This window comes from Gilvibacter sp. (assembly GCF_965601605.1).
Lineage (GTDB): Bacteria > Bacteroidota > Bacteroidia > Flavobacteriales > Flavobacteriaceae > Gilvibacter.
Genome location: NZ_CBFCWJ010000025.1, coordinates 1 through 21,427 on the forward strand (window position 1 = coordinate 1; position 21,427 = coordinate 21,427).

Genomic DNA, 21,427 nt, shown 5'->3' on the forward strand with positions numbered 1-21,427 from the left:
AAAACACCTTTTGGCCCATGATTGTGGCCACAACAGGAGTAGTAGTAAACATCATTTTAGATTTTGCCTTGGTCTATGGTGTGGAAGGATTTATTGAACCTATGAACATTAAAGGCGCTGCTTGGGCCAGTTTAATTGCTCAGGCGGTTATGGCCATTTTGGTCACCGTGCTGCTCAAAACCAAAACTAAGGTTTCGCTTCGCTTTAAAAAGACGCTTCACCCAGAAGTTAAACGCCTAGTCAATATGTGGCTGAATTTGGTGGTGCGCTCTTTAGCGCTGAACGCGGCTTTGATCTTGGCCGTTAGAGAGGCAACCTCTTTAGGAGATAATGAAATTGCTGGCTATACCATTGCCATTAACCTCTGGCTTTTCGCGGCCTTTTTCTTAGACGGATACGGTGCAGCTGGGAATATACTCGGAGGACGATTGCTGGGAGGACACGACTATAAAGGTCTTTGGTCACTTACCAAAAAGGTCTGCGGTTACAATTTGGTGGTCAGTGCAATTCTCATCACGGTTGGACTCATTTTCTACACGCCATTGGGCATATTATTCAACAAAGAACCCGAAGTATTGGCGGTATACAACGATATCTTTTGGTATGTTTTAGTGTCGATGCCGATTAGCGCCATGGCCTTTACCTTGGACGCCGTATTTAAAGGACTAGGAGAGATGAAATACTTGCGCAACGTATTGCTCGGCTCCACCATTTTGGGCTTTATTCCAACACTATTTATCAGTAAGTATTTTGATCTGCAGATGGATGGAATCTGGTACGCACTACTGGTTTGGATCCTTTATCGCGCCTTGGCCTTGATTGTCAAGTACAAGAATAAGTACTACGTTTTGGCCAAAAAATAAAGCCCCGATCCAAAGACCGAGGCTTATAACATTGAAGAGCTACTCTTCTATCACAACTTCCTGTGTTGTTTCCGCAAGTACATTGCCTTCCACATCAAAGGCAAGGATCTTAACCGGATAAGGAAATCCTACCGGGGCAGCTTCAAAAAGTATGTCGCCACGACCGTAGGTGGGTAAATCGCCATCTATCCCCATAAAAGACAATTCTACCTCTGTTTCTAGAGGGGTCGGCCCTTCAAAAGGTTCTTCAAAGGTCACTGTCATACGCTCAATTGGGTTCGCATCAGCGTCTCCAACGGTTAGCGCAGTAATACTCATTTCATAGGCATCGCCTCCAGCCATGCTTCGAATACTAAGACTTCCAAAAGTCACTGGGTCAGTTGGTGTCGGCCCGGTTACGTTGAATTCTGCTTCTAGAATTGCGATAACCTCTCCGCCTTCATTGAAAACGCTAAGTGGAACTTGGTAAAAATCACCAATACTCACATTCTCTATGGGTTGAGGATCAGATACGAATTCAAAATCCAATTCGCCATTTTCATCCAGTCGCACACGACCTCCACCATCTAGTTCTGGCCATTCTACATAGCTGGCTTGTTCCACGTCAGTACCTTCTAGCTTCACACGAATCACGCTATTGCCGTTAGTGCGAATTCTGTGCTTGGTGTTTTTGACTTGAATACCTTCTGGAGCTGTATTTTCAATATTGACCACAAAAAGGTCGTCATCCATGATTTGTCCAAGCTCGTTTCTAATTTCCAGAACTACTCCAATTTGGCCGTTAGGGTTGATCATAGAACTTATTGACCTTCTGTAGGAAATATCCGCTATTTCATAGTCTTCTAACTTACAGGTTCCTCTTCTTCGACGACGTTTTAGATATGTCGCACCATCTAGCGGCTCCTCTGAGGTCTCTTTGGAAAGAGTTCCGTCATCATTCACCGGAACAAAATAAAAACGCGTGGTCGCCGCATCCGTGCTGTCGGCGGCACAAACAGTCGTTTTTAGAGTGATCTTACCCAAAGGCCCCGCTTGTTTAACACGCATTGAGTTGATGTCTACGCCATCCTCATCTTGAGGAGTCAACCAAAGGTCTTGTGGAGTGCCAACTTGTTGATCTTCTATATCATAAAAGCTGATCTTTTGCTTGATTGGCCAGCCGTTTGGGCTGCCATTTTCAAAGTCTAGACCATTGAAGACAAACTTTTTGTCTTCTCCATCAAAGGCAGTCGCCTCTGCAGAATAAATGTCAATTGTTGGGATAAATTCATTGGTGCTAAATACCTCTCCATCAATGCGCTGTACAAGATCATTGATGTCTGCAACAACGGTTACAACTTTATAGCCTACGCGGGGGCGTTGCTTGAGTCTTCCATTACGAATAAAGGCATCAGCGGCTTTTCCGCGTACTGTTGTAGCGGTTTCTTCAGAAGATACTTCTTCTTGTAATAGTTCTTGCTCACATCCTACCACAAAAAAGCTGATGGCAAAAAGAAGCATTAAGTTTTTGATTAGTTTCATCGTGTGACGGTTTAATTATGGAAGCTAAGCTAGCCCTTATCAACCCTTTAAGCAGTTGCGAATTGCTGAAACGTCAATTTGAATTGCTGAATCTCATCAGCCTAAAGAAACCTACAGATTACTGATAAAGGCAAAGAATTCATCTCGCTTATCCCTGCTTATAGAAACCTGTTGATCATTGTCCATAACAATGTAGCCGCCATCACTTTTCACGTACTGTTTGATGTACTTAAGATTGATCAAATACGAACGATGCGGACGGTAGAAATTGCTTTTCTCCTGCAGGGTTGGCACAAAGTTCTTGAGCGGTTTGCTCACCACTAACTCACCGGCTTGAGTGTAGAACGTGGTATACATGCCTTCAGCCTTTAAAAGGATGATCTCATCAATAGGCACAAATTGAACCCCATCACTCACCGGCAAAGCGATCTTATTGAACTCTCCTTTAAGTAAACTGCTTCTCAAAGACTCCAACTTCTCATTGATCTGAGATTTACCCAAAAGATTCACGGCTTTGTCAACCGCTTGTCTAACCTGAGCAGGCCTTACGGGTTTGAGTAAATAATCTACAGCGGCCAATTGGAAGGCTTCAATAGCGTATTCGCTGTAAGCTGTGGTGAAAATGATCTCAAAATTGACCACATCTTTCTCTATGAATTCCAGGATCTCCAAACCGGAATGTTCGGGCATTTCAATATCCAGAAAGACAATACTGGGCTCCTGTTCTTTGATTATCTCAACACCAGACAACAAGTCTCCTGCCTCCAAAATCGCAGTAATCTTGGGGCAATTCTCTTCAACAAGAATTCGCAACAGGCGTCGCGCTTTTGGTTCGTCATCAATGATGATACACTTCATCACAGTTCTTTTTTAATGGGAATGGACAATACAACTCGTGTTCCGCACGCGAGTCCATCTTTATCAAAAAGGTCAATGGTCTCCACTCCGATCTTTTGAGATTTTTGATAATTGAGCAGTTCCAATCGAGACTGCGTTGCCTTGGTGGCAAAGCCTTTTCGCTTGTTCTGGGTTTGCTGTTGGATTTCTTTTACCCGAGCTCTTCCCACGCCATTGTCTTCAATGATACATCGCACGGTTTTCGCATCTTCCATGGCAAAGTCAACCTTGAGCTGACGGTCTTGCTTTTTGTGCAACAAACCGTGCTTAATGGCATTCTCGACATAGGGCTGGATGAGCATAGTTGGGATCTTTACAAATTCATCCGGAAGCTCCGGGTCTATTTCAATATTGTAGCTCAACGAATCCTCAAAACGAATGGCTTCCAATTCCAAATACATCGCTAAAGTATCCACTTCTTCTTGTAAACTGATAAAGCCCGCGTCGCTGTAGTTGAGATACTTGCGCATCAAATCGGCAAACTTGCCCAGATAATCTCCAGCCAACTCCTTCTCATTGAGAATGATGTATTCTTGAATAGAATTGAGCGCGTTAAAGATAAAATGCGGATTCATCTGTGCTTTCAAAGCCTTTAGCTCAGAGTCTCGATACTGTTTTTCTAGAGCCAAGCGCTTTTGCGTCTCCCCGAGTTCCAGAGCGATAAGTTCTGCCTTTTTTTGAGCCCGACTGCGCCCAATATAAAAGATCCCAGAGCTCAATAAAAGCAAAGACATGATACCCAAACCAATTAGATAGTAGCGATTGCGTTGACTCTCTATCTCTGCCTTTTCTTTGGCTGATTGGATGCGCTCAGTCTCAAACTTGGTTTCCGCCTCGGCGATAAGTTGTCGCTTCTCCATTCCAAAAATACTGTCTTTAATCTTCACAAACTCCCGATTCTCCGTCATGGCCTGTTGCTGATTGCCCAGAATAGAATAGGCCACAAAAAGATGTTGATGGATCTTCATGAGAAAAAATAGATTCTCAGATTTTTGATAGCTCTTTAAGGCAGCTTTGTAAAATGGGATTGAACTCTCATGAAGTCCCATTATGGATGCTGCGGTGGCTTTAGTGTATTCTGCGTAAGCGATATTGGCACTCTGAGATAGTGGCTCATAATAATTCATGGCTTCATCCGACAGATTCAAAACAATATTGTAAACCCCTTCGCGATCCTTGGCAGCATTGGATTTAGAAAAAAGCGTGTTTTTGAAATAGCGCGCGCGCTTGACGGCTACCAGTCCTAATCCTGTTTGCGACTTTGCAATGGAAAAGAACTTTTCTGCCTCATTCAGGTGCTGCTCGGCCTTTATGTATCGAGGATCTTCATAAAGGTTGGTGTAAATATTTGCGAATTGCATATTCGCCCATCCCATTAAAAAGGGATGACGCTCTGGGTCTAAAACCGCTAAGGCACGCTCCATTTGCTCAAGAGCCTTTTCATAGATCTTTTGTTCTCTTAAAACCTCGGTTCGAGCTATCTGCAAATGGACAAAATCTTCTGTGTTTGGATGATCTTCCAGCATTTCTAAAGCCTCCAAAAGCTTGATCATCGCGTTTTTATAATCCCCTGCTAAGGTCAATTGCTCCCCTTGATTGATCAATAGTTTGATCCGATATTCAGGGAGTGCTATTTGCTCAGTGATCTGCTCAGCTTCTTCCAAAAGTGCTGCATTGGCTTGGATGTTGCGCATATTGTTATACTGAATCATGCTGTAAATGAGCTTGAGTCGCACAGTGTCTTGCTCGGTATAACTTTCGACTTGTTCGGGGGCCTTGTCCCAATAATTTAGATCGCTAGAGATGGCCTGCAACGGAAGCCATAACAGCAAGGCAAAGAGTCTAATGTGAGGAGGAATTTTGATCGGATTGTATTTTGAAGCCTCAATATCTTTATTTCTTCAGAAATTCACCAAGTCTTTCTGCTGAAATGTCTTTCTCAGCTTCTAAAAAGAATATTTCACTGTTCTTTACTACTTTTGCCATTGCTTAGTGCATATGATATATGAGTAATATTAGAATTACAAAAAAGTTCTCTTTTGAAGCCGGTCATGCCCTCCATGGATATGACGGTAAATGCCGCAATTTGCACGGACATAGTTATCACCTGTTTGTAACGGTTATTGGACAGCCTAATACCGACGCAAGTCATCCTAAACACGGAATGGTCATTGACTTTGGCGATCTTAAAAGAATTGTCAATGATGAGATCGTTTCCGTTTTTGATCACTCCATGGTATTTAATAAAAATACGCCGCATCTTGAGTTGGCCAATGACCTCAAATCCCGAGGACACAACATCATCTTGGTAGACTATCAGCCTACCACAGAAATGATGATTGTTGATTTCGCAGCGAAAATATCCAATCGTCTCCCAGAAGGCATCAAACTACACTCTTTAAAACTTCAAGAGACTGCGACCAGCTTCGCGGAATGGTTTGCTTCTGAGAACTAGAGGCGCATTTACTATCTTTAACCCATGCAAATTCCTGCAGGAAAGAAAATCTACTTCGCCAGTGACAATCATTTAGGTGCTCCAACACCTGATCAAAGTCTGCCACGGGAGAAGAAATTTGTCCGTTGGTTGGACGAGGTAAAACAAGACGCTGCTGCCATCTTTCTGCTTGGCGATCTCTTTGATTTCTGGTTCGAATATAAAACTGTTGTTCCAAAAGGCTTTGTACGCGTTCTGGGCAAGTTGGCAGAAATTCGCGACAGCGGTATTCCAATCTACTTCTTTGTGGGCAATCACGACCTTTGGATGAAATCCTATTTTGAGGACGAACTAAGCATTCCAACCTACAGAGACATTCAGGAATTTGAATTCAATGGCAAGCAATTTCTCCTAGGCCATGGAGACGGAAAAGGCCCTGGTGACAAGGGCTACAAACGCATGAAGAAAGTATTCACCAATCCGTTTTTCAACTGGTTGTTTAGATGGCTGCATCCCGACATTGGCATGCGGATTGCTCAGTATTTATCTGTGAAAAACAAACTTATTTCTGGAGATGAAGACAAAAAGTTTCTGGGAGAAGACGGAGAATGGCTGGTGCAATACTGCAAGCGCAAACTGGAAACCAAACATTACGATTACCTGATTTTTGGTCACAGGCACCTACCTATGGAAATTCAGGTAGGCGATCAATCAAAGTATATCAATCTGGGAGACTGGATCAGTCACTACACTTATGGTGAATTTGATGGCGACTCTTTTTCCTTAAAGACTTTTGAGGCTGGTTCTTAGTTGGCCAACAATGCGTAAGCGGTGATCGGATCCATACGCCCATCGGCATAAAATCCATTTTTGGTTTCATAGGCTTCTACAGCACTCGATGTTGCAACTCTAAAAATGCCATCGTGCTCCATCTCATAGCCCATTTTGATCAAAATACCCTGCAGCTCATATACCAATGGACCCTGTTCACCCATACCAAAATCAAAGTCATTCGGGCTTTGACTCAACCAATCTAAAAGCATCTGATTTTTAGTTTTTTGATCTTCAGTGGACTTGGGCTCGTTCTGACCAAGTGACTTTATCTGCATATTTGTGAGACCTTGTTCTTTAAGGGAAGCAGATTCTTCCAGCTTAGCTTCCAAGGCTTTTACCGAGGCCATAAGCTCCTGATATTTGACTAAAGCCTCTTTAGTCGCCGCATTATCTTTTTTGGAGCTCTTACATCGATACCGTGAAAGCTCCACATTTGTGCCGCATAACCGTTTAGTCGAGCCACAGCATGATGATAATCCTCCACCACGTTAGGATCAAAGTAATTGAGATCGATGGGTTTATTGGCTTGATATTCAGACCCGGGCGGGTTGAACCTCTTGTATTTACTGTAAGCATTGTAGCCCATAATTCCCACTATAATGAGCAACAAAAAAATGATGATCTGTTTCATCCCACTAAAAATTGCGTTAGTTGCAACGATACCGAGTATCGCATCCAAGAATAAAAGTACACAATTCTAGCAGACCGCCTTATAAATTGGAACTTTTAAGGTCCTTTGCGCGAAGCTGTAGGCTCACTTTACCGTTCCAATGATTCTCATCTATTGCATAAACCAAGTCAAAGGACTGTTTGTCTTGAATCAAATCGAGTCTTTTTCCTAAGCCAAATCCAATACCGTCAAAGCTATTTTGACCATCAGTAGCCTTGAACTTTAAATGAGACTGATCTGAGCCGACCTGTTTGGCCCAACCCGAATCTTTTAAATCACGGCTAACAAAAACTGGAGTTCTGTTCCCGGGACCAAAAGGAGCAAACTGTTTGATCAAACGGTAAAACTTTGGGGTGATGTCTTCTAGCTTCAACTCCAAGTCAACACTGAGTTGAGGGGTCTTTAAAGATTCGTCCAACGTTTGGGCAACCACCTTTTCAAAGGCCTCTTTAAATACAGGATATTGGGCCTCCTCTAAAGTAAAACCAGCAGCGTATTTATGTCCTCCAAATTGAATCATGTGTTCTTTGCAAGCGTCCAAAGCTTGGTACACATCAAAGCCGCTTACGGAGCGGGCAGAACCCGCAAGCTGTTCCCCAGATTTGGTAATGACCAAGGTGGGGCGGTAGTAGTTTTCTATAAGTCGAGAAGCTACGATCCCGATCACCCCTTTGTGCCAATGCGGCTCATAGACCACTGTAGTGGCGCGATCTTCTTCTTTTTGATCCAGAATCTTGGCCAGGGCTTCTGCTGTGATCTGTTCATCCGTGGAGCGTCTTGAAGTATTGAAAGCTTCGATCTCTTGGGCAAATTCCAAGCAGGAATCCACGGATTCTGCCATAAGCAAGGCTACTGCATAGTCTCCATGCTTCATTCTTCCCGCTGCATTGATCCTTGGGGCAACCACAAAAACCAGATCACTAATGTCAAAAGTGGTTTTATCCCGCTGTGCCAAAAGCGCCTTTATTCCAGCCCGAGGGGCTTGATTGACTACTTGCAAACCGTGCGCAGCCAGCACCCGATTCTCTCCTGTCATGGGTACAATATCTGCGGCGATGGCTGTGGCAACTAAATCCAAATAGGGCAAAAGGGAGTCAATCCCTAAATTACGTTGAGCCGCTAATGCTTGTATCAACTTAAAACCTACCCCGCATCCGCAGAGTTCCTTATACGGATAATCACAATCCGATCGCTTGGGATCCAATACTGCAACGGCATCAGGAAGTTGATCGCCAGGTAAGTGGTGATCGCAAATGATAAAATCCACACCCTTTTCTTTGGCATAGGCTACTTGATCAATAGCTTTTACTCCACAATCTAGCGCAATGATAAGTCCAACTCCATTATCACTGGCAAAATCAATGCCTTGCAAGGACACGCCATAACCTTCTGCATAACGGTCTGGAATATAGGTGGAAACTCTGTCGTAATAGCTCAGCAAAAAGGAAGCCATTAAAGCTACGCTACAGGTGCCGTCAACATCGTAATCGCCATAAACCATGATCAATTCCTCATTGGCAATTGCGGCTTCAATACGAGCTACCGCCTTGTTCATATCCCGCATGGACATAGGATCGTGCAAGGCGTCTAAAGAGGGTCTGTAAAAATCCTTAGCAGCATCAAAAGTAGTGATCCCGCGCTGGACCAAAAGTGTCGCGACAACCTCAGGAATACCTAAGGCATCCTTAAGTTGCTCAACGCTTTGTTGTGGAGGTATTTCTTTAAGATTCCATTGCATGGGATACGATTGATTAAGGAAGATCTGACTACAGGAGTAAAGGTAGCCAAATTGCGGTTTTTTATGTAAGGTTTCCCGCTTTTCAACGCCTTAAATTCGTAAATTCACAACATAAAAAATTGAACCCATGCCTTTAGTGACTCCACTTTCTCCGGACCACGATCCGGAAACTGCCGAACTGGCCAAATTTTTCAACGAGACCCTTGGCTTTTGCCCAAATAGTGTGCTGACCATGCAGCGCAGACCTGCCATTAGCAAAGCGTTTATCAACCTCAACAAAGCGGTTATGGCCAATGAAGGGCGAGTGACTTCTGCCCTGAAGAGAATGATCGCTTGGGTAAGCAGCAACAGTACGGGATGTCGTTATTGCCAAGCGCATGCCATTCGCGCTGCAGAACGATACGGAGCAGAACAAGAGCAATTGGACAATATTTGGGAATACCGAACCCACCCTGCTTTTAGTGAAGCAGAACGCGCTGCCCTTGACTTTTCACTTGCGGCTTCCTTGGTTCCTAATCAAGTAGACGAAGAGATCAAAGAGCGTCTTTACCAGCATTGGGATGAAGGCGAGATCGTAGAAATGTTAGGAGTGATCTCTTTGTTTGGATACTTGAACCGTTGGAACGACTCTATGGGAACTTCTATTGAGGAGGGCGCCGTAGAAAGCGGTAATCAGTATTTAGGAAAACACGGTTGGAATAAAGGCAAGCACCTTTAAGAAGCTCCGGCTACTACCAATACAAATTCACCTTTAGGCGCTTTGGTTTCAAAGTGCCTTTTTATTTCGCTTAAACTGCCGCGGACGATCTCTTCATGGAGTTTGGTCAATTCACGCGCAGCGGCGGCTTTTCGGTCTCCACCAAACAGCTCCTCAAACTGAGTAAGAGTCTTCAATAGTTTGTGCGGAGATTCATAAAATACCATGGTTCTGGATTCTTCTTTGAGACTTTCCAAACGCGTGGTACGTCCTTTTTTAACGGGTAAAAATCCCTCGAAAACAAAACGTTCGCAAGGCAGTCCACTAGCAGCTAATGCTGGAATCAAAGCAGTTGCACCAGGAAGGCATTCCACCTGTAAACCCGCAGCCAAGGCTTCTCGAACCAACAAAAACCCAGGATCACTAATTCCCGGAGTTCCCGCATCTGAGATCATAGCTACAGTCTGCCCAGCCTGCATTTGAGCAACAATAGCAGCCGTAGCCTTGTGCTCATTGTGCATATGATAGGAGCGCATAGGCGTGGCAATCTCATAATGCTTGAGCAATTTCCCGCTGGTACGCGTATCTTCCGCCAAGATCAAGCCAGCCTCTTGAAGCACTTCTAAAGCGCGCAAGGTGATGTCTTTTAGATTACCAATAGGTGTGGGAACTAAATAAAGCGAAGCGTTCATCGATAGTATTTACCAAAAAAGTACGAAGTCAGTAAAGCAATAGCTGCCAACAGTACAAAGGTAACCGAATCTCCCAAACGTTCGTGGGCAAAGAAGGCAAGGATCAGATCAAAGAAAAGACCAGCATAAGCCCATTCAGTAACCCAAGGTATCTTACGCCATAAGATCATGATCACTGCCAGTATCTTGGCAACGGCCAAAGGAATAACCAAATAGTCTGGGTAATTGAAGCGTCTAAAGAAGCCTTCAACCATTTCTGTATTGGAAAAATACATGCCTGCAGAATAGCACATGATCAAACAAATGGCCACTGTGCTGGACCAATAAATGAGTTTTCCGGGATTCATCGGCTTAGAATCGGCGCTCAATGATACCCATAAAACGCTCTGCAACCTCTTGTTTATCCAACCAGTAATTGTATTCTGGTTTTACTTGTAATTGGATAAAGTCTTGAGCTTGCTCAAAAGAATCGCAAGTGTCCAATTGAGACATAACCCGTGCGTAATCCTCTGGTTTATTATCAAAAAGATGTTTTATAAAAGCAATGCGGTCATTGAGTCCTATTTGAGCCCCTGCAGCTGACGCATCATTTAAAGAACGCGGCTTGTCAACAGCGTTGTTATTGGTCTCTGCAACTTCTTGCGCTGGAGGCTCTGGAGTCTCTATCGCGGTAGGTGGAGCCTCTTGTTTGCGCTCAAACACAGGCGTGTGCTTATAATCTGCAGCAAGGTCTTCCAAATCATTTTTAATGTATTTGGGCTTAGGTAGAATATCTTCTAAAAGCGCATCGACTTTTTGTGATTCCTCTGGCATTTGAGCCACGATGTCTTTGATCTTTTCAATGAGTGGCTCTACGAGTTCATCATCGTGAGCTGGTTTTTCAACTGGTTTAGGTTCTGTGAACCAATTTTGCTCTCTGTAACTCTTGGAATCCAAAGATTCACTATCAGGAACTGGAGTTGTCAATGGATCTACTCCAACTTGAGCCTCCAAATGACTCAAAATGATGAGTTTTTCATACAGTCTTTGGGCTTTGCCCTTGAGGTCAGCGGCACTAAGCACCTTGGGTCCGTCTAGTATTTCCTGTGCCAACTCGCGCAATTCGGCATGGATAGTCTTGTTCATTTTTCTCACTTTACTGAAGTTTTGGAATTGAATAAATCACACGATCGCTCTTGTTAGTCTGATTACGATCTAAAAATGTAATGTTCAACCCATAACTTATCAAATTAGCTCCTTTTTATTTGGACGTTTTGTTACCTTTACGCCACCCGTTAATCCTAACGGAAATATGTCTTTTTTCGTGTAGTAAATTACAAAATGTTTCTCGAAAACACCGTAAATCAACAAGAACAGTTTGGATGGATAGAAGTCATCTGTGGCTCTATGTTCTCTGGTAAAACAGAGGAACTGATCCGCAGACTCAAGCGCGCTCAATTTGCAAAACAGCGCGTGGAGATCTTCAAACCAGCCGTTGATCGTCGATATGATGAGGAAATGGTAGTTTCTCACGACAGCAATGAAATTCTCTCAACTCCGGTTCCTGCTGCGGCGAATATTCCAATCCTTGCAGACAATTGTGATGTGGTTGGAATTGATGAGGCACAGTTTTTTGATGATGAGATCGTCAAGGTCTGTAATGACTTGGCCAATCGAGGTATTCGCGTGATCGTGGCTGGATTGGATATGGATTACAAAGGCAACCCATTTGGACCCATGCCTGCACTGATGGCCACTGCAGAATACGTCACCAAAGTACATGCTGTGTGTACCCGTACGGGAAATCTGGCGCAGTATTCTTATCGTAAATCCGCCAATGATAATTTGGTTCTTCTGGGAGAAACTGACGAATACGAACCCTTGAGTCGTGCCGCCTTTTACAAGGCAAACCTGCGTGAAAAGCTCTCCAAGATGGAAGTTAAAGATCCCGAGCAAATCTCGCCTAAACAGAAAAAAGCATGAGTTCAGTTTCAGAAACCGTATTGGAACTGGACCTGGGTGCCCTGCATCATAATTACCAATTCTTAAGATCAAAACTCAAACCCGATTGCAAAATGCTCGCGGTGGTCAAAGCCAACGGCTATGGCGGAGACGCTACTACAGTGGCCCTGGAATTGCAAGAACTGGGCGTTGATTATTTGGCCGTAGCTTATGTGAATGAAGGATTGTTCCTAAGAGACGCTGGAGTGACTTTGCCCATTCTGGTTTTGCATCCGCAACCGGTCAATTTTGAGTTAATGGTCGCAAAGTGCTTGGAGCCTAGTATTTATTCGGAGCGACTATTGGAAGCCTTTAGCACGTTTGCCAGCGAGCAGAAATTAGTGGCCTATCCTGTTCACCTTAAAGTAAATACCGGACTTAACAGGCTCGGATTTGCTCCGCAGCAAGCAATAACTGCCGCAGAACTCGTTAATAAGAGCGAGTCTTTATCCTTACGATCTGCTTTTACTCATTTAGCCGCCAGTGAAGATGCCGCAGAACGCGACTTCACTTTGAGTCAACTTGCCGCCTTTGACGAAGTTCTTCCAAAATTACGGGCACTAGGAGATCAAAAGTTCTTCGCGCATGCCACCAATACTTCTGGGATTCTCAATTATCCGCAGGCGCATTATGATCTGGTTCGCACGGGAATAGGCCTTTACGGATATGCGAATGCTCCAGAATTAGATCGAGAACTCAAGGCTGTTATGCGACTAAAAACGGTAATCAGCCAAATCCATAGCTTGCAGCCTGGAGATAGTATTGGCTACAACCGTGGTTATGTAGTTACATCGCCTATGAAAATGGCAACACTTCCCATTGGACATGCTGATGGCTTGCCAAGAGCTCTTGGAAAAGGTGTTGGGGTAGTAATCATCAACGGCAAACAAGCGCCTATTGTCGGCAATGTTTGTATGGATATGATCATGGTGGATGTGAGCCAAATTGATTGCCAAGAAGGTGATGAAGTAGAGGTATTTGGTTCGACTCAATCCGCAGAAGATTTGGCTAAAAAAGCCAACACGATTTCCTATGAATTATTGACTGCTGTTGGTGGTCGAATAAAACGTGTCGTTCTTCGATAAGTGTGTTAAAAACTTAGCTGCAGCTTTTAACATTCCGCCTTAGTTTTTAGTACTTTGTAGTCAATTAACTAATACATCAATATTCCATGTTAAAAGAATTTAGAGATTTTATCATGACGGGTAACGTCATTGATCTAGCAGTAGCGGTAATCCTGGCTGGTGCTATTGGTCTTGTAGTTAGCGGTTTTGTTGGCGACATCATGATGCCAATAGTAGGACACTTTGCCGGCGGTTTGGACTTCGCTGATATGAAAGTTGTTCTCGATGAAGCTGTTGTTGCTGCAGACGGAACTGTTACTAAACCAGAGAATGCCATTTTGTACGGAAAATGGGTTAACGCGATCATCAACTTGATCACCGTAGGTTTTGTACTCTTTATGATTGTTAAGGCGTACAACAAAACCAAGAAGAAAGAAGAGCCGGCTCCAGAAGCTCCGGCAGGACCAACGCAAGAAGATTTACTTGCAGAGATCAGAGACCTACTTAAAAAATAATCTCTTTTAAGATTAGATAGCTTTAAGCCGCCTTCCCCCAAGGCGGCTTTTTTATGCTTCTTTTTTGATTTCATTTTATCGGCTTGCTGTACTTTTGCATTTTAAATTTTAAATCATGTATAAAGTAGCAGTTGTTGGTGCCACCGGAATGGTTGGCCAAGTCATGCTCCGCGTATTAGAAGAACGCAATTTTCCTATTGAAGAACTCATCCCAGTTGCCTCAGCGCGATCGGTTGGAAAACCTGTAGCCTATAAGGGCAAAGAGTTTAAGGTGGTGAGTATGGAAACTGCACTTGAAATGAAACCGCAGTTGGCACTTTTCTCCGCTGGAGGAGACACTTCCAAAGCATGGGCGCCAAAATTCGCTGAAGCTGGTTGTACCGTAGTAGACAATTCCTCTGCATGGCGCATGGAACAGGATATCAATCTGGTGGTTCCAGAGATCAATGCCTTTAACCTGACTGCATCAGACAAAATCATTGCCAACCCAAATTGTTCTACCATTCAACTAGTAATGGTGCTTAAACCTTTGCACGACAAGTACAAAATCAAACGTATTGTGATCTCTACCTATCAGTCTGTTTCTGGTACGGGTAGCAAAGCCGTGCAGCAAATGAACAACGAGGTAAGTGGTGTTAAAGGGGAAATGGCCTATCCCTATCCAATTTACCGCAATGCGCTGCCGCATTGTGACGTATTTGAATCCAACGGATATACCAAGGAAGAATTTAAACTAGTCCGCGAGACTCAAAAGATCCTAGACGACAGAAGTATTGCCTTAACGGCTACAGCGGTGCGTATTCCAACTGAAGGAGGCCACTCTGAATCTGTGAACATTGAATTTGAAAACGATTTTGAGCTCAATGAGGTTCGCAATTTGCTTGCAGGAACTCAAGGCGTGGTGGTACAGGACAATCCCGACACCAATACGTATCCTATGCCCATCTACGCGCATCACAAAGACGATGTATTTGTAGGGCGTATTAGACGAGACTTGAGTCAACCAAACAGTTTGAACCTTTGGATCGTTAGCGATAACCTGAGAAAAGGTGCTGCGACTAATGCAGTTCAGATTGCTCAGCATTTGGATCGGGAAAATCTTTTGTAAGCTGTTTGGGGAGGCTTCGTCTAAGACCTCATAATCAACCCAAAACAGTTAAAATGAAATATTTAAATCTTATTATACGCGTTGGACTAGGACTGATGTTGTTGCTCTTTGGATTCAACAAATTCTTCTGGTTTCTTCAAGACTTTGACTTTTCTGGTTACCCACAAGCTGAATATCTATTTACCGCTTTACGTTACTCTGACGCCACAGATGTTGGCAAAGGTTACTTAATGGGGCTTGTTGGCCTTACTGAGGTAGTCGTTGGATTGCTGTTGGTCATTAGAAAATGGGTGCCACTAGCCTTAGTAATGCTAGTTCCTATTTCAATCAATATTGTCTTGTTCCACGCCTTTTTGAATTTACCAAATATTGGCCCTGCCATCTTGGTGGCATTGCTTAACGGATATTTGATGTACAAACATTGGGACGCATACAAACCCATGTTCTCTTAATAGCCATATCAGAAATGATAGATTAACAACCATCCTCGCGGATGGTTGTTTTTTTTGCAATACTTTTGTTAAATGCTTGGGAAGTAGGGTTTTTTGTCCCTTTCTTGTTTAATAGATACACTAATGTGCCAACTATGATCAACCTTCTTCAAAGGATAGGAGTACTCTGCCTTGCCTTTTTGGCTTTGGTAGCATGTAATTCTGATGATAACGGCTACACGCCCTTGACCTACGTTGCAGTAGATGATACGGCCGTTGTTGCACAAAATGCAACCATTTCTATAAATGTATTTGCCAACGATGAAAATGTACCTCAAACAGGTTCCCTAAGTGTTTCTGCGGCAACTTCTGGCAGTTTAAATGTCCTGGATCCTAACAACACTCCCGACGATCCAAGCGATGATCTTATTGAGTACACTGCGGACGGATTTACCGTTGGAGAGGTGACTTTCACTTACAATATTTGTGAGGGTGGAACCGACAATTGCGTTGGGGCAACCTTGAGAATCAATATTACGCCTGTTAGTCCTGTGAATTTTAATCTGGAGCAATTTCCATACGAGAATCTGTCAGACTACAATTTCTTTGATGGCGCTATGGCAGATCAACTTCCGGTTTATGGAGTACTTCCGTACAAACCCATCAGCACCTTATTTACAGATTACGCCCTTAAAAAGCGTTTCATTTGGATGCCTGATGGAGCACAAGCCAATTTTACAGAGTCTTACGAACTCTTGGACATGCCTGTTGGAACGATTTTGATTAAGACGTTCTACTACGATAATGTGATGCCTGCTGGAAATACAAGAATCATTGAAACGCGTCTAATCTACCGTAAAGCTTCAGGCTGGGAGTTCGCAGAATACATCTGGAACGACGAGCAAACAGAGGCCAGCTTGAATCTCGACGGAGATTTCACAGAGGTCACTTGGCTGCAAGAAGGCGTGGAACGCACTATTAATTATCGTATCCCATCGGAAGCGGAATGCTTCACCTGCCACAAAACACAATTGGACCCGATCCCTATCGGACTCAAACCACAACACATCAACAGTGATTACGCCTACAGTGACGGTGTGAGTAATCAGCTGCAAAAAATGGTAGCCATGGGCTATCTGGCAGATAACCTTCCTGCCGATATTCAAACAGTAATTGACTGGAGAGACACCTCGCAGCCCATCAGCCTGCGAATGCGCTCTTATGTAGATGTAAATTGTGCGCATTGCCACTCAGACGATCGTCATTGTGACTATCGTCCGGTGCGCTTTGCCTTTAATGAAACTGCGGACAACGTGAATTTGGGCGTTTGTGTGGATCCGGAAACTCCGATACCTCCCAACACTCAGATCGTAGTCCCTGGCGATATTGACACTTCTGTCTTGTACTTTAGAGTGAACTCAGAAGCAGAAGAATACCGCATGCCTCTATTGGGCAGAACTATACGCGATGACCAAGCGGTTGCCATGGTGGAAGCCTGGATCAATTCACTAACTGGAACTTGCGACTAAACGACGTTAAACACTTAACTAAAAAATGACATGAAAAAAATTATGCTAAGCATCCTTGCCTTGACCACGGTGGGTGCTGTTTTTGCTCAGGATTCTGCCGGTAGTGTGGATCCGGTTAGCTTCAGTTTTTCTTCTGTATCTACCTCTGGTTCTAACCGAGCTGTTGTGGATATGAACGGAGATTTTCTGGACGATATCGTATCGATCAGCTCTACCAATGTGAACATCTTAGAACAACAACCCGACGGAACTTTTGTAACCCGTAATATTTCTACAACTTCTGCAAACTATACGCCTTCTTGGAGTTTAGCTGCCGCCGATTACAACCGCGATGGTTACACCGACCTGCTTTACGGAGGGGGAAGTGGAGTTACATTCATGCGCTCTGATGGAACAGGAAGCGGTTTCGTTGAAGTCTCTGGGCCTGAATTCGTATTCTCTCAGCGTTCCAACTTCGTAGACATCGACAATGATGGAAACATGGATGCTTTTGTATGTCACGATGTTGCTCCTAACGTATACTACATCAACGACGGAACTGGAGCTTTGACCTTTAACCAAGGTGGTTTGGGGGATTACCCTTCTGGGGGTAACTACGGATCGGTTTGGATCGATTATGACAACGACGGTCTTTTAGACATGTTTATCGCTAAGTGTGGTGGAGAAGTTGCTCGTAGAACCAACCAAATGCACAGAAATAACGGAGATGGCACTTTTACAGAAAACGGAGTTTCCATTGGCTTAGCAGACCCTATGCAAACATGGTCTTCTGCTTGGGGAGATTTTGACAATGACGGAGATATGGACGTCTTTGTTGGAGCAAGTTCTGGAGCGCACAAGTTGATGCGTAATAACGGTCCTGGATCAGGATATACTTTTACGGACGTAACGACTGCATCCGGAGTATTGGCTGTAACCGCTACTGGAATTGAGAACGCTACACACGATTTCAACAACGACGGTTTCTTGGATATCGCCTCTAACGGAAACATCCTTTACGGTAACGGAGATCTAACCTTTACTACGATTTCCTTTGGAGCGATCAGTGGAAGCAACGGAGCTTTTGGAGATTTGAACAACGACGGTTTTGTAGACGCTTTCAACTCAGGCTTCATCCGTTACAATGATGGGAACGCCAACCACTGGTTGACCATCAACACGGTGGGTGACCCGAGTAACGTTAATGGTATTGGAGCTCGTATTGAGTTGACTACGGATGCTGGAACGCAGATCCGCGACGTGCGTAACGGAGAAGGATTCCGTTTCTTGAGTACGCTCAATACACACTTCGGATTGGGAACTGCGACAAACATCAACACTTTAGTTGTTAAATGGCCATCCGGCACTGTTGACACTTTTGAAGACGTTGCTGTAGATCAGGTATTGACTATTTATGAAGGTCAACCGTTGAGCGTTGAGGAGCAAACAAACGAAGTTGCTTTAACTGTTTTCCCTAATCCTGCTACAGAGTTGTTGCAATTGGATTACAGAACGCCGCTTAACGATGCTCAGTACAACATCTACAATTTAAACGGAGCTTTAGTACAGTCTGGAACCGTTGGTAACAAAACCATCAATGTTGCAGCGCTAGCTACTGGTGCATATGTTTTAAAGATTGAAACTAACGGAGCTGTGATCAACAAACAGTTCTTGAAAAAATAAGAGGATCTCACTTCTCTAAACGAGCCCTGTGGTCACCAGATCACAGGGTTTTTTATTTTTACTATCTTTAGTAATGCGCTCAGGTGCAGCTCACTAACTAACCACATCCCTATGAATTCCACCTTTTCTAAAATTTTAAAGTGGCTTTTAGGCCTTGCCCTATTGGTCTTTGGAGCCAACAAATTCTTTGAGTTTTTAACCCCACCAGAATTCCCACCTCGCGCCGCAGAATTTATGACCTCACTAGATGCCACAGGCTACGTGCTCTATATTGTTGGGGCCTTAGAGATTCTGGTTGGCTTGATGCTTTTATTGAATAAATGGGTTCCTTTTGCGCTGATCTTGCTAGCGCCAATTTCCTTAAACATTGTATTGTTTCACATCTTTTTGGACTTGCCAGACATTGGTATCGCCTTAGTTGTAGCTGGACTCAATGTGGTCCTGATTTATAAATACTGGAAAGCTTATACCCCGCTATTCAATTAGCATAAGCTCTTAAGTTGCTGTTAAACTGATTATTGCAGCAACGCAGCAACGCTACTTTTTCTTACCTTTAGCTGCCTTAAAATTCAGCTGAGATTAGGCTGCATATTGGGCCCGTAAAACTAAATTTAGATGAAGAGATTATTTGGAGCAGCCTTATTGGCTGTAGTGGCAATGAGTTGCCAAGAAAATACCCCAGAACCCGTACCCACTGTGGAATATCATCAGACCAAAAAAGTAGACACCGTAGACACCTACTTCGGTGTTAATGTAGCCGATCCCTACCGTTGGCTAGAAGACGACAGAAGTGAAGAAACTGAAGCTTGGGTAGATGCCCAAAATGAGGTGACCAATGGATTTTTAGATACCATTCCGTTTCGTGAAGAACTCAAAGCGCGTTTGGAATCTATCTGGAATTACGAAAAAGTTACTGCGCCATTCAAAGAAGGAGACTACACCTACTTTAGAAAGAACGATGGTTTACAAAACCAGTATGTGGTTTACCGCTATAAAACTGGTGATGACCCGAGTACTGCAGAGGTTTTCTTAGATCCAAATACCTTTAAAGAGGACGGTACTATCTCCCTTTCTGGCCTTAGTTTTTCTGAGGATGGAGGCCTGGCCGCTTATAGTATTTCTGAAGGAGGAAGCGACTGGCGTAAGATCCTGATCATGGATGTTGCTTCAAAAGCAATCATTGAAGATACCTTACGCGACGTGAAATTTAGTGGAATCTCTTGGTATAAGAATGAAGGTTTCTATTACTCGAGTTATGACAAACCAGAAGGTAGCGAGCTTTCTGCAAAGACCGATCAGCATAAACTGTATTACCACAAACTCGGAACCGATCAAGCAGACGACCCTGTTGTCTTTGGTGGCACAGAAGCTGAAAAGCACCGCTATGTTGGTGGAGGCGTCTCTGAAGACAATAAATGGTTAGCCATTTCTGCTTCAGTATCAACCTCCGGAAACAAAATGTTCTTAAAAGACCTAGAGAACCCAGATCGCCCATTGATCACCGTAATTGACAATGTAGATAGCGATACATATATGTTGGATAACGATGGAGACACCCTTTATTTGGTAACCAACCTAAACGCTCCTAATCAGCGTATCGTTAAAACCTCTGCGACAGATCCTAATCCAGCAAATTGGGTAGATGTGATCCCAGAAACAGAGAACGTATTGAGCCCTTCTACGGGAGCTGGATACATCTTTGCTGAATACTCAGTTGATGCAATCTCAAAGGTGATGCAGTACAACTATAATGGTTCTTTGGTACGTGAGGTTGAGTTACCGGGAATCGGCTCTGCCGGCGGATTCTTTTCCAAAAAAGAAGAGAATGAGATCTACTTCAGTTTTACCAATTACTACACCCCAGGTAGCATTTATACCTACCAAGCAGATAGCGGAGAGGTTTCACTATATCGCAAATCAGCCATAGACTTCAACCCAGACAATTACGAGAGCACTCAAGTTTTCTATACTTCTAAGGACGGGACAAAAGTTCCTATGATCATTACTCATAAGAAAGGTTTGGAGCTCAATGGTAAAAACCCAACTATTCTATATGGTTACGGTGGATTCAACATCTCTTTGAATCCTGGTTTCAGTATTGCAAATGCCGTTTGGATGGAACAAGGCGGAGTTTATGCCGTGCCTAACCTACGCGGTGGTGGTGAATACGGAAAAGCGTGGCACGATGCCGGTACGCAAATGCAAAAGCAAAATGTATTTGACGACTTTATTGCGGCGGGAGAATACTTGATTGAAAACAAATACACCTCTTCGGAATACCTCGCGATCCGCGGTGGATCTAACGGAGGTCTTTTAGTTGGAGCCGTAATGACTCAGCGTCCAGACTTGATGAAGGTAGCCTTACCTGCAGTTGGAGTTTTGGATATGCTGCGCTATCACACTTTTACTGCTGGAGCTGGATGGGCCTATGATTACGGAACCTCTGAAGATTCTAAAGAGATGTTCGACTATCTTTTAGGATACAGCCCGGTACACAATGTGGAACAAGGGGTGAGCTACCCAGCCACTTTGGTGACCACTGCAGATCATGACGATCGTGTAGTACCTGCACACAGTTTTAAGTTTGCTGCAGAGCTACAAGCTAAAAATGGTGGGGCCAACCCAACTTTGATCCGCATTGAAAAAGATGCTGGACACGGCGCTGGAACTCCGGTTAGCAAAACCATTGAACTCTATGCAGACCTCTTTGGATTTACCCTCTACAATATGGGTTACCGCGTACTGCCAGAAGATGTCAGTTCAAAAGTGAAAGGATAAAAAATAAACGCCCT

General features: G+C 43.8%; 22 protein-coding genes. 13 read left to right on the plus strand and 9 right to left on the minus strand.

What is annotated here, in order from left to right; all coding sequences use genetic code 11:
- Positions 1-863 (plus strand): MATE family efflux transporter (locus ACSLP7_RS06515; protein ID WP_435578557.1); only part of this gene is annotated, 863 nt, incomplete at its 5' end.
- Between the two features lie 39 nt (positions 864-902).
- Here ACSLP7_RS06515 and ACSLP7_RS06520 read toward each other — a convergent pair.
- The 3 genes from ACSLP7_RS06520 to ACSLP7_RS06530 all read right to left on the minus strand — a co-directional run bounded on the left by ACSLP7_RS06520 (position 903) and on the right by ACSLP7_RS06530 (position 5,113).
- Positions 903-2,384, minus strand: coding sequence for a hypothetical protein (locus tag ACSLP7_RS06520; protein WP_435578558.1), 1,482 nt, complete (start codon positions 2,382-2,384; stop codon positions 903-905).
- A gap of 111 nt (positions 2,385-2,495) precedes the next feature.
- Positions 2,496-3,242 carry a LytR/AlgR family response regulator transcription factor gene (locus tag ACSLP7_RS06525; protein WP_435578559.1) on the minus strand — a complete coding sequence of 249 codons (747 nt, stop codon included), beginning with the start codon at positions 3,240-3,242 and terminating at the stop codon, positions 2,496-2,498.
- Complete coding sequence (locus tag ACSLP7_RS06530) at positions 3,242-5,113, minus strand: histidine kinase (protein ID WP_435578560.1); 1,872 nt, start codon at positions 5,111-5,113, stop codon at positions 3,242-3,244. The genes ACSLP7_RS06525 and ACSLP7_RS06530 overlap by 1 nt, the downstream gene beginning before the upstream one ends.
- 173 nt (positions 5,114-5,286) lie before the next feature.
- Between ACSLP7_RS06530 and ACSLP7_RS06535 the strand changes: the two genes are divergently transcribed.
- Both ACSLP7_RS06535 and ACSLP7_RS06540 read left to right on the plus strand, forming a co-directional pair.
- Entirely contained in the window at positions 5,287-5,736 is a 450-nt protein-coding gene (locus tag ACSLP7_RS06535) for a 6-pyruvoyl trahydropterin synthase family protein (protein ID WP_291182627.1), read from the plus strand.
- A gap of 24 nt (positions 5,737-5,760) precedes the next feature.
- Complete coding sequence (locus tag ACSLP7_RS06540; RefSeq protein ID WP_435578561.1) at positions 5,761-6,525, plus strand: UDP-2,3-diacylglucosamine diphosphatase; 765 nt, start codon at positions 5,761-5,763, stop codon at positions 6,523-6,525.
- Here the strand turns inward: ACSLP7_RS06540 and ACSLP7_RS06545 are convergent.
- From ACSLP7_RS06545 to recJ, 3 genes are all read right to left on the minus strand, one after another.
- Positions 6,522-6,896 (minus strand): peptidoglycan-binding domain-containing protein, encoded by a 375-nt coding sequence (locus tag ACSLP7_RS06545; protein ID WP_435578562.1) that lies wholly within the window; start codon positions 6,894-6,896, stop codon positions 6,522-6,524. The two genes, ACSLP7_RS06540 and ACSLP7_RS06545, sit on opposite strands and share 4 nt — an antisense overlap.
- Positions 6,897-6,913: 17 nt before the next feature.
- On the minus strand, positions 6,914-7,180 hold the full coding sequence (locus tag ACSLP7_RS06550) for a hypothetical protein (RefSeq protein WP_435578563.1): 267 nt from the start codon (positions 7,178-7,180) through the stop codon (positions 6,914-6,916).
- A gap of 79 nt (positions 7,181-7,259) precedes the next feature.
- Positions 7,260-8,957 (minus strand): single-stranded-DNA-specific exonuclease RecJ, encoded by a 1,698-nt coding sequence (gene recJ / locus ACSLP7_RS06555; protein WP_435578564.1) that lies wholly within the window; start codon positions 8,955-8,957, stop codon positions 7,260-7,262.
- 127 nt (positions 8,958-9,084) lie between these two features.
- Here recJ and ACSLP7_RS06560 point away from each other — a divergent pair, with 127 nt between their 5' ends.
- Positions 9,085-9,675, plus strand: a complete 591-nt coding sequence (locus tag ACSLP7_RS06560) for a carboxymuconolactone decarboxylase family protein (RefSeq protein ID WP_435578565.1) — start codon at positions 9,085-9,087, stop codon at positions 9,673-9,675.
- Here ACSLP7_RS06560 and rsmI read toward each other — a convergent pair.
- Genes rsmI through ACSLP7_RS06575 form a run of 3 tightly spaced genes read right to left on the minus strand, consistent with a single transcriptional unit; the run spans position 9,672 to position 11,471 of the window.
- Positions 9,672-10,346: a 16S rRNA (cytidine(1402)-2'-O)-methyltransferase gene (rsmI, locus tag ACSLP7_RS06565; RefSeq protein ID WP_435578566.1), complete on the minus strand. Its 675-nt coding sequence runs from the start codon at positions 10,344-10,346 to the stop codon at positions 9,672-9,674. The two genes, ACSLP7_RS06560 and rsmI, sit on opposite strands and share 4 nt — an antisense overlap.
- On the minus strand, positions 10,343-10,693 hold the full coding sequence (locus ACSLP7_RS06570) for a DoxX family protein (RefSeq protein ID WP_291182615.1): 351 nt from the start codon (positions 10,691-10,693) through the stop codon (positions 10,343-10,345). The genes rsmI and ACSLP7_RS06570 overlap by 4 nt, the downstream gene beginning before the upstream one ends.
- Positions 10,694-10,697: 4 nt before the next feature.
- Complete coding sequence (locus tag ACSLP7_RS06575; protein WP_435578567.1) at positions 10,698-11,471, minus strand: hypothetical protein; 774 nt, start codon at positions 11,469-11,471, stop codon at positions 10,698-10,700.
- Positions 11,472-11,666: 195 nt separating this feature from the next.
- Here ACSLP7_RS06575 and ACSLP7_RS06580 point away from each other — a divergent pair, with 195 nt between their 5' ends.
- The 9 genes from ACSLP7_RS06580 to ACSLP7_RS06620 all read left to right on the plus strand — a co-directional run bounded on the left by ACSLP7_RS06580 (position 11,667) and on the right by ACSLP7_RS06620 (position 21,413).
- Entirely contained in the window at positions 11,667-12,308 is a 642-nt protein-coding gene (locus ACSLP7_RS06580; RefSeq protein WP_272830948.1) for a thymidine kinase, read from the plus strand.
- Positions 12,305-13,411, plus strand: a complete 1,107-nt coding sequence (alr, locus tag ACSLP7_RS06585; protein ID WP_435578568.1) for an alanine racemase — start codon at positions 12,305-12,307, stop codon at positions 13,409-13,411. Before ACSLP7_RS06580 ends, alr begins: the two co-directional genes overlap by 4 nt.
- Before the next feature lie 86 nt (positions 13,412-13,497).
- Positions 13,498-13,905 carry a large conductance mechanosensitive channel protein MscL gene (mscL, locus tag ACSLP7_RS06590; protein WP_435578569.1) on the plus strand — a complete coding sequence of 136 codons (408 nt, stop codon included), beginning with the start codon at positions 13,498-13,500 and terminating at the stop codon, positions 13,903-13,905.
- A 115-nt stretch (positions 13,906-14,020) separates the two neighbouring features.
- Positions 14,021-15,013, plus strand: coding sequence for an aspartate-semialdehyde dehydrogenase (locus ACSLP7_RS06595; RefSeq protein WP_435578570.1), 993 nt, complete (start codon positions 14,021-14,023; stop codon positions 15,011-15,013).
- A 53-nt stretch (positions 15,014-15,066) separates the two neighbouring features.
- Positions 15,067-15,465 (plus strand): DoxX family membrane protein, encoded by a 399-nt coding sequence (locus ACSLP7_RS06600; RefSeq protein WP_435578571.1) that lies wholly within the window; start codon positions 15,067-15,069, stop codon positions 15,463-15,465.
- Between the two features lie 134 nt (positions 15,466-15,599).
- A complete protein-coding gene (locus ACSLP7_RS06605; protein ID WP_435578572.1) occupies positions 15,600-16,973 on the plus strand; it encodes an Ig-like domain-containing protein in 1,374 nt (457 codons plus the stop codon).
- A 30-nt stretch (positions 16,974-17,003) separates the two neighbouring features.
- Positions 17,004-18,635, plus strand: coding sequence for an FG-GAP-like repeat-containing protein (locus ACSLP7_RS06610; protein WP_435578573.1), 1,632 nt, complete (start codon positions 17,004-17,006; stop codon positions 18,633-18,635).
- 111 nt (positions 18,636-18,746) lie between these two features.
- The gene (locus tag ACSLP7_RS06615; RefSeq protein WP_435578574.1) at positions 18,747-19,121 is read left to right on the plus strand and encodes a DoxX family membrane protein; all 375 of its coding nucleotides are present in this window, start codon (positions 18,747-18,749) and stop codon (positions 19,119-19,121) included.
- Between the two features lie 129 nt (positions 19,122-19,250).
- A complete protein-coding gene (locus tag ACSLP7_RS06620) occupies positions 19,251-21,413 on the plus strand; it encodes a prolyl oligopeptidase family serine peptidase (RefSeq protein ID WP_435578575.1) in 2,163 nt (720 codons plus the stop codon).
- Positions 21,414-21,427: the final 14 nt, after the last annotated feature.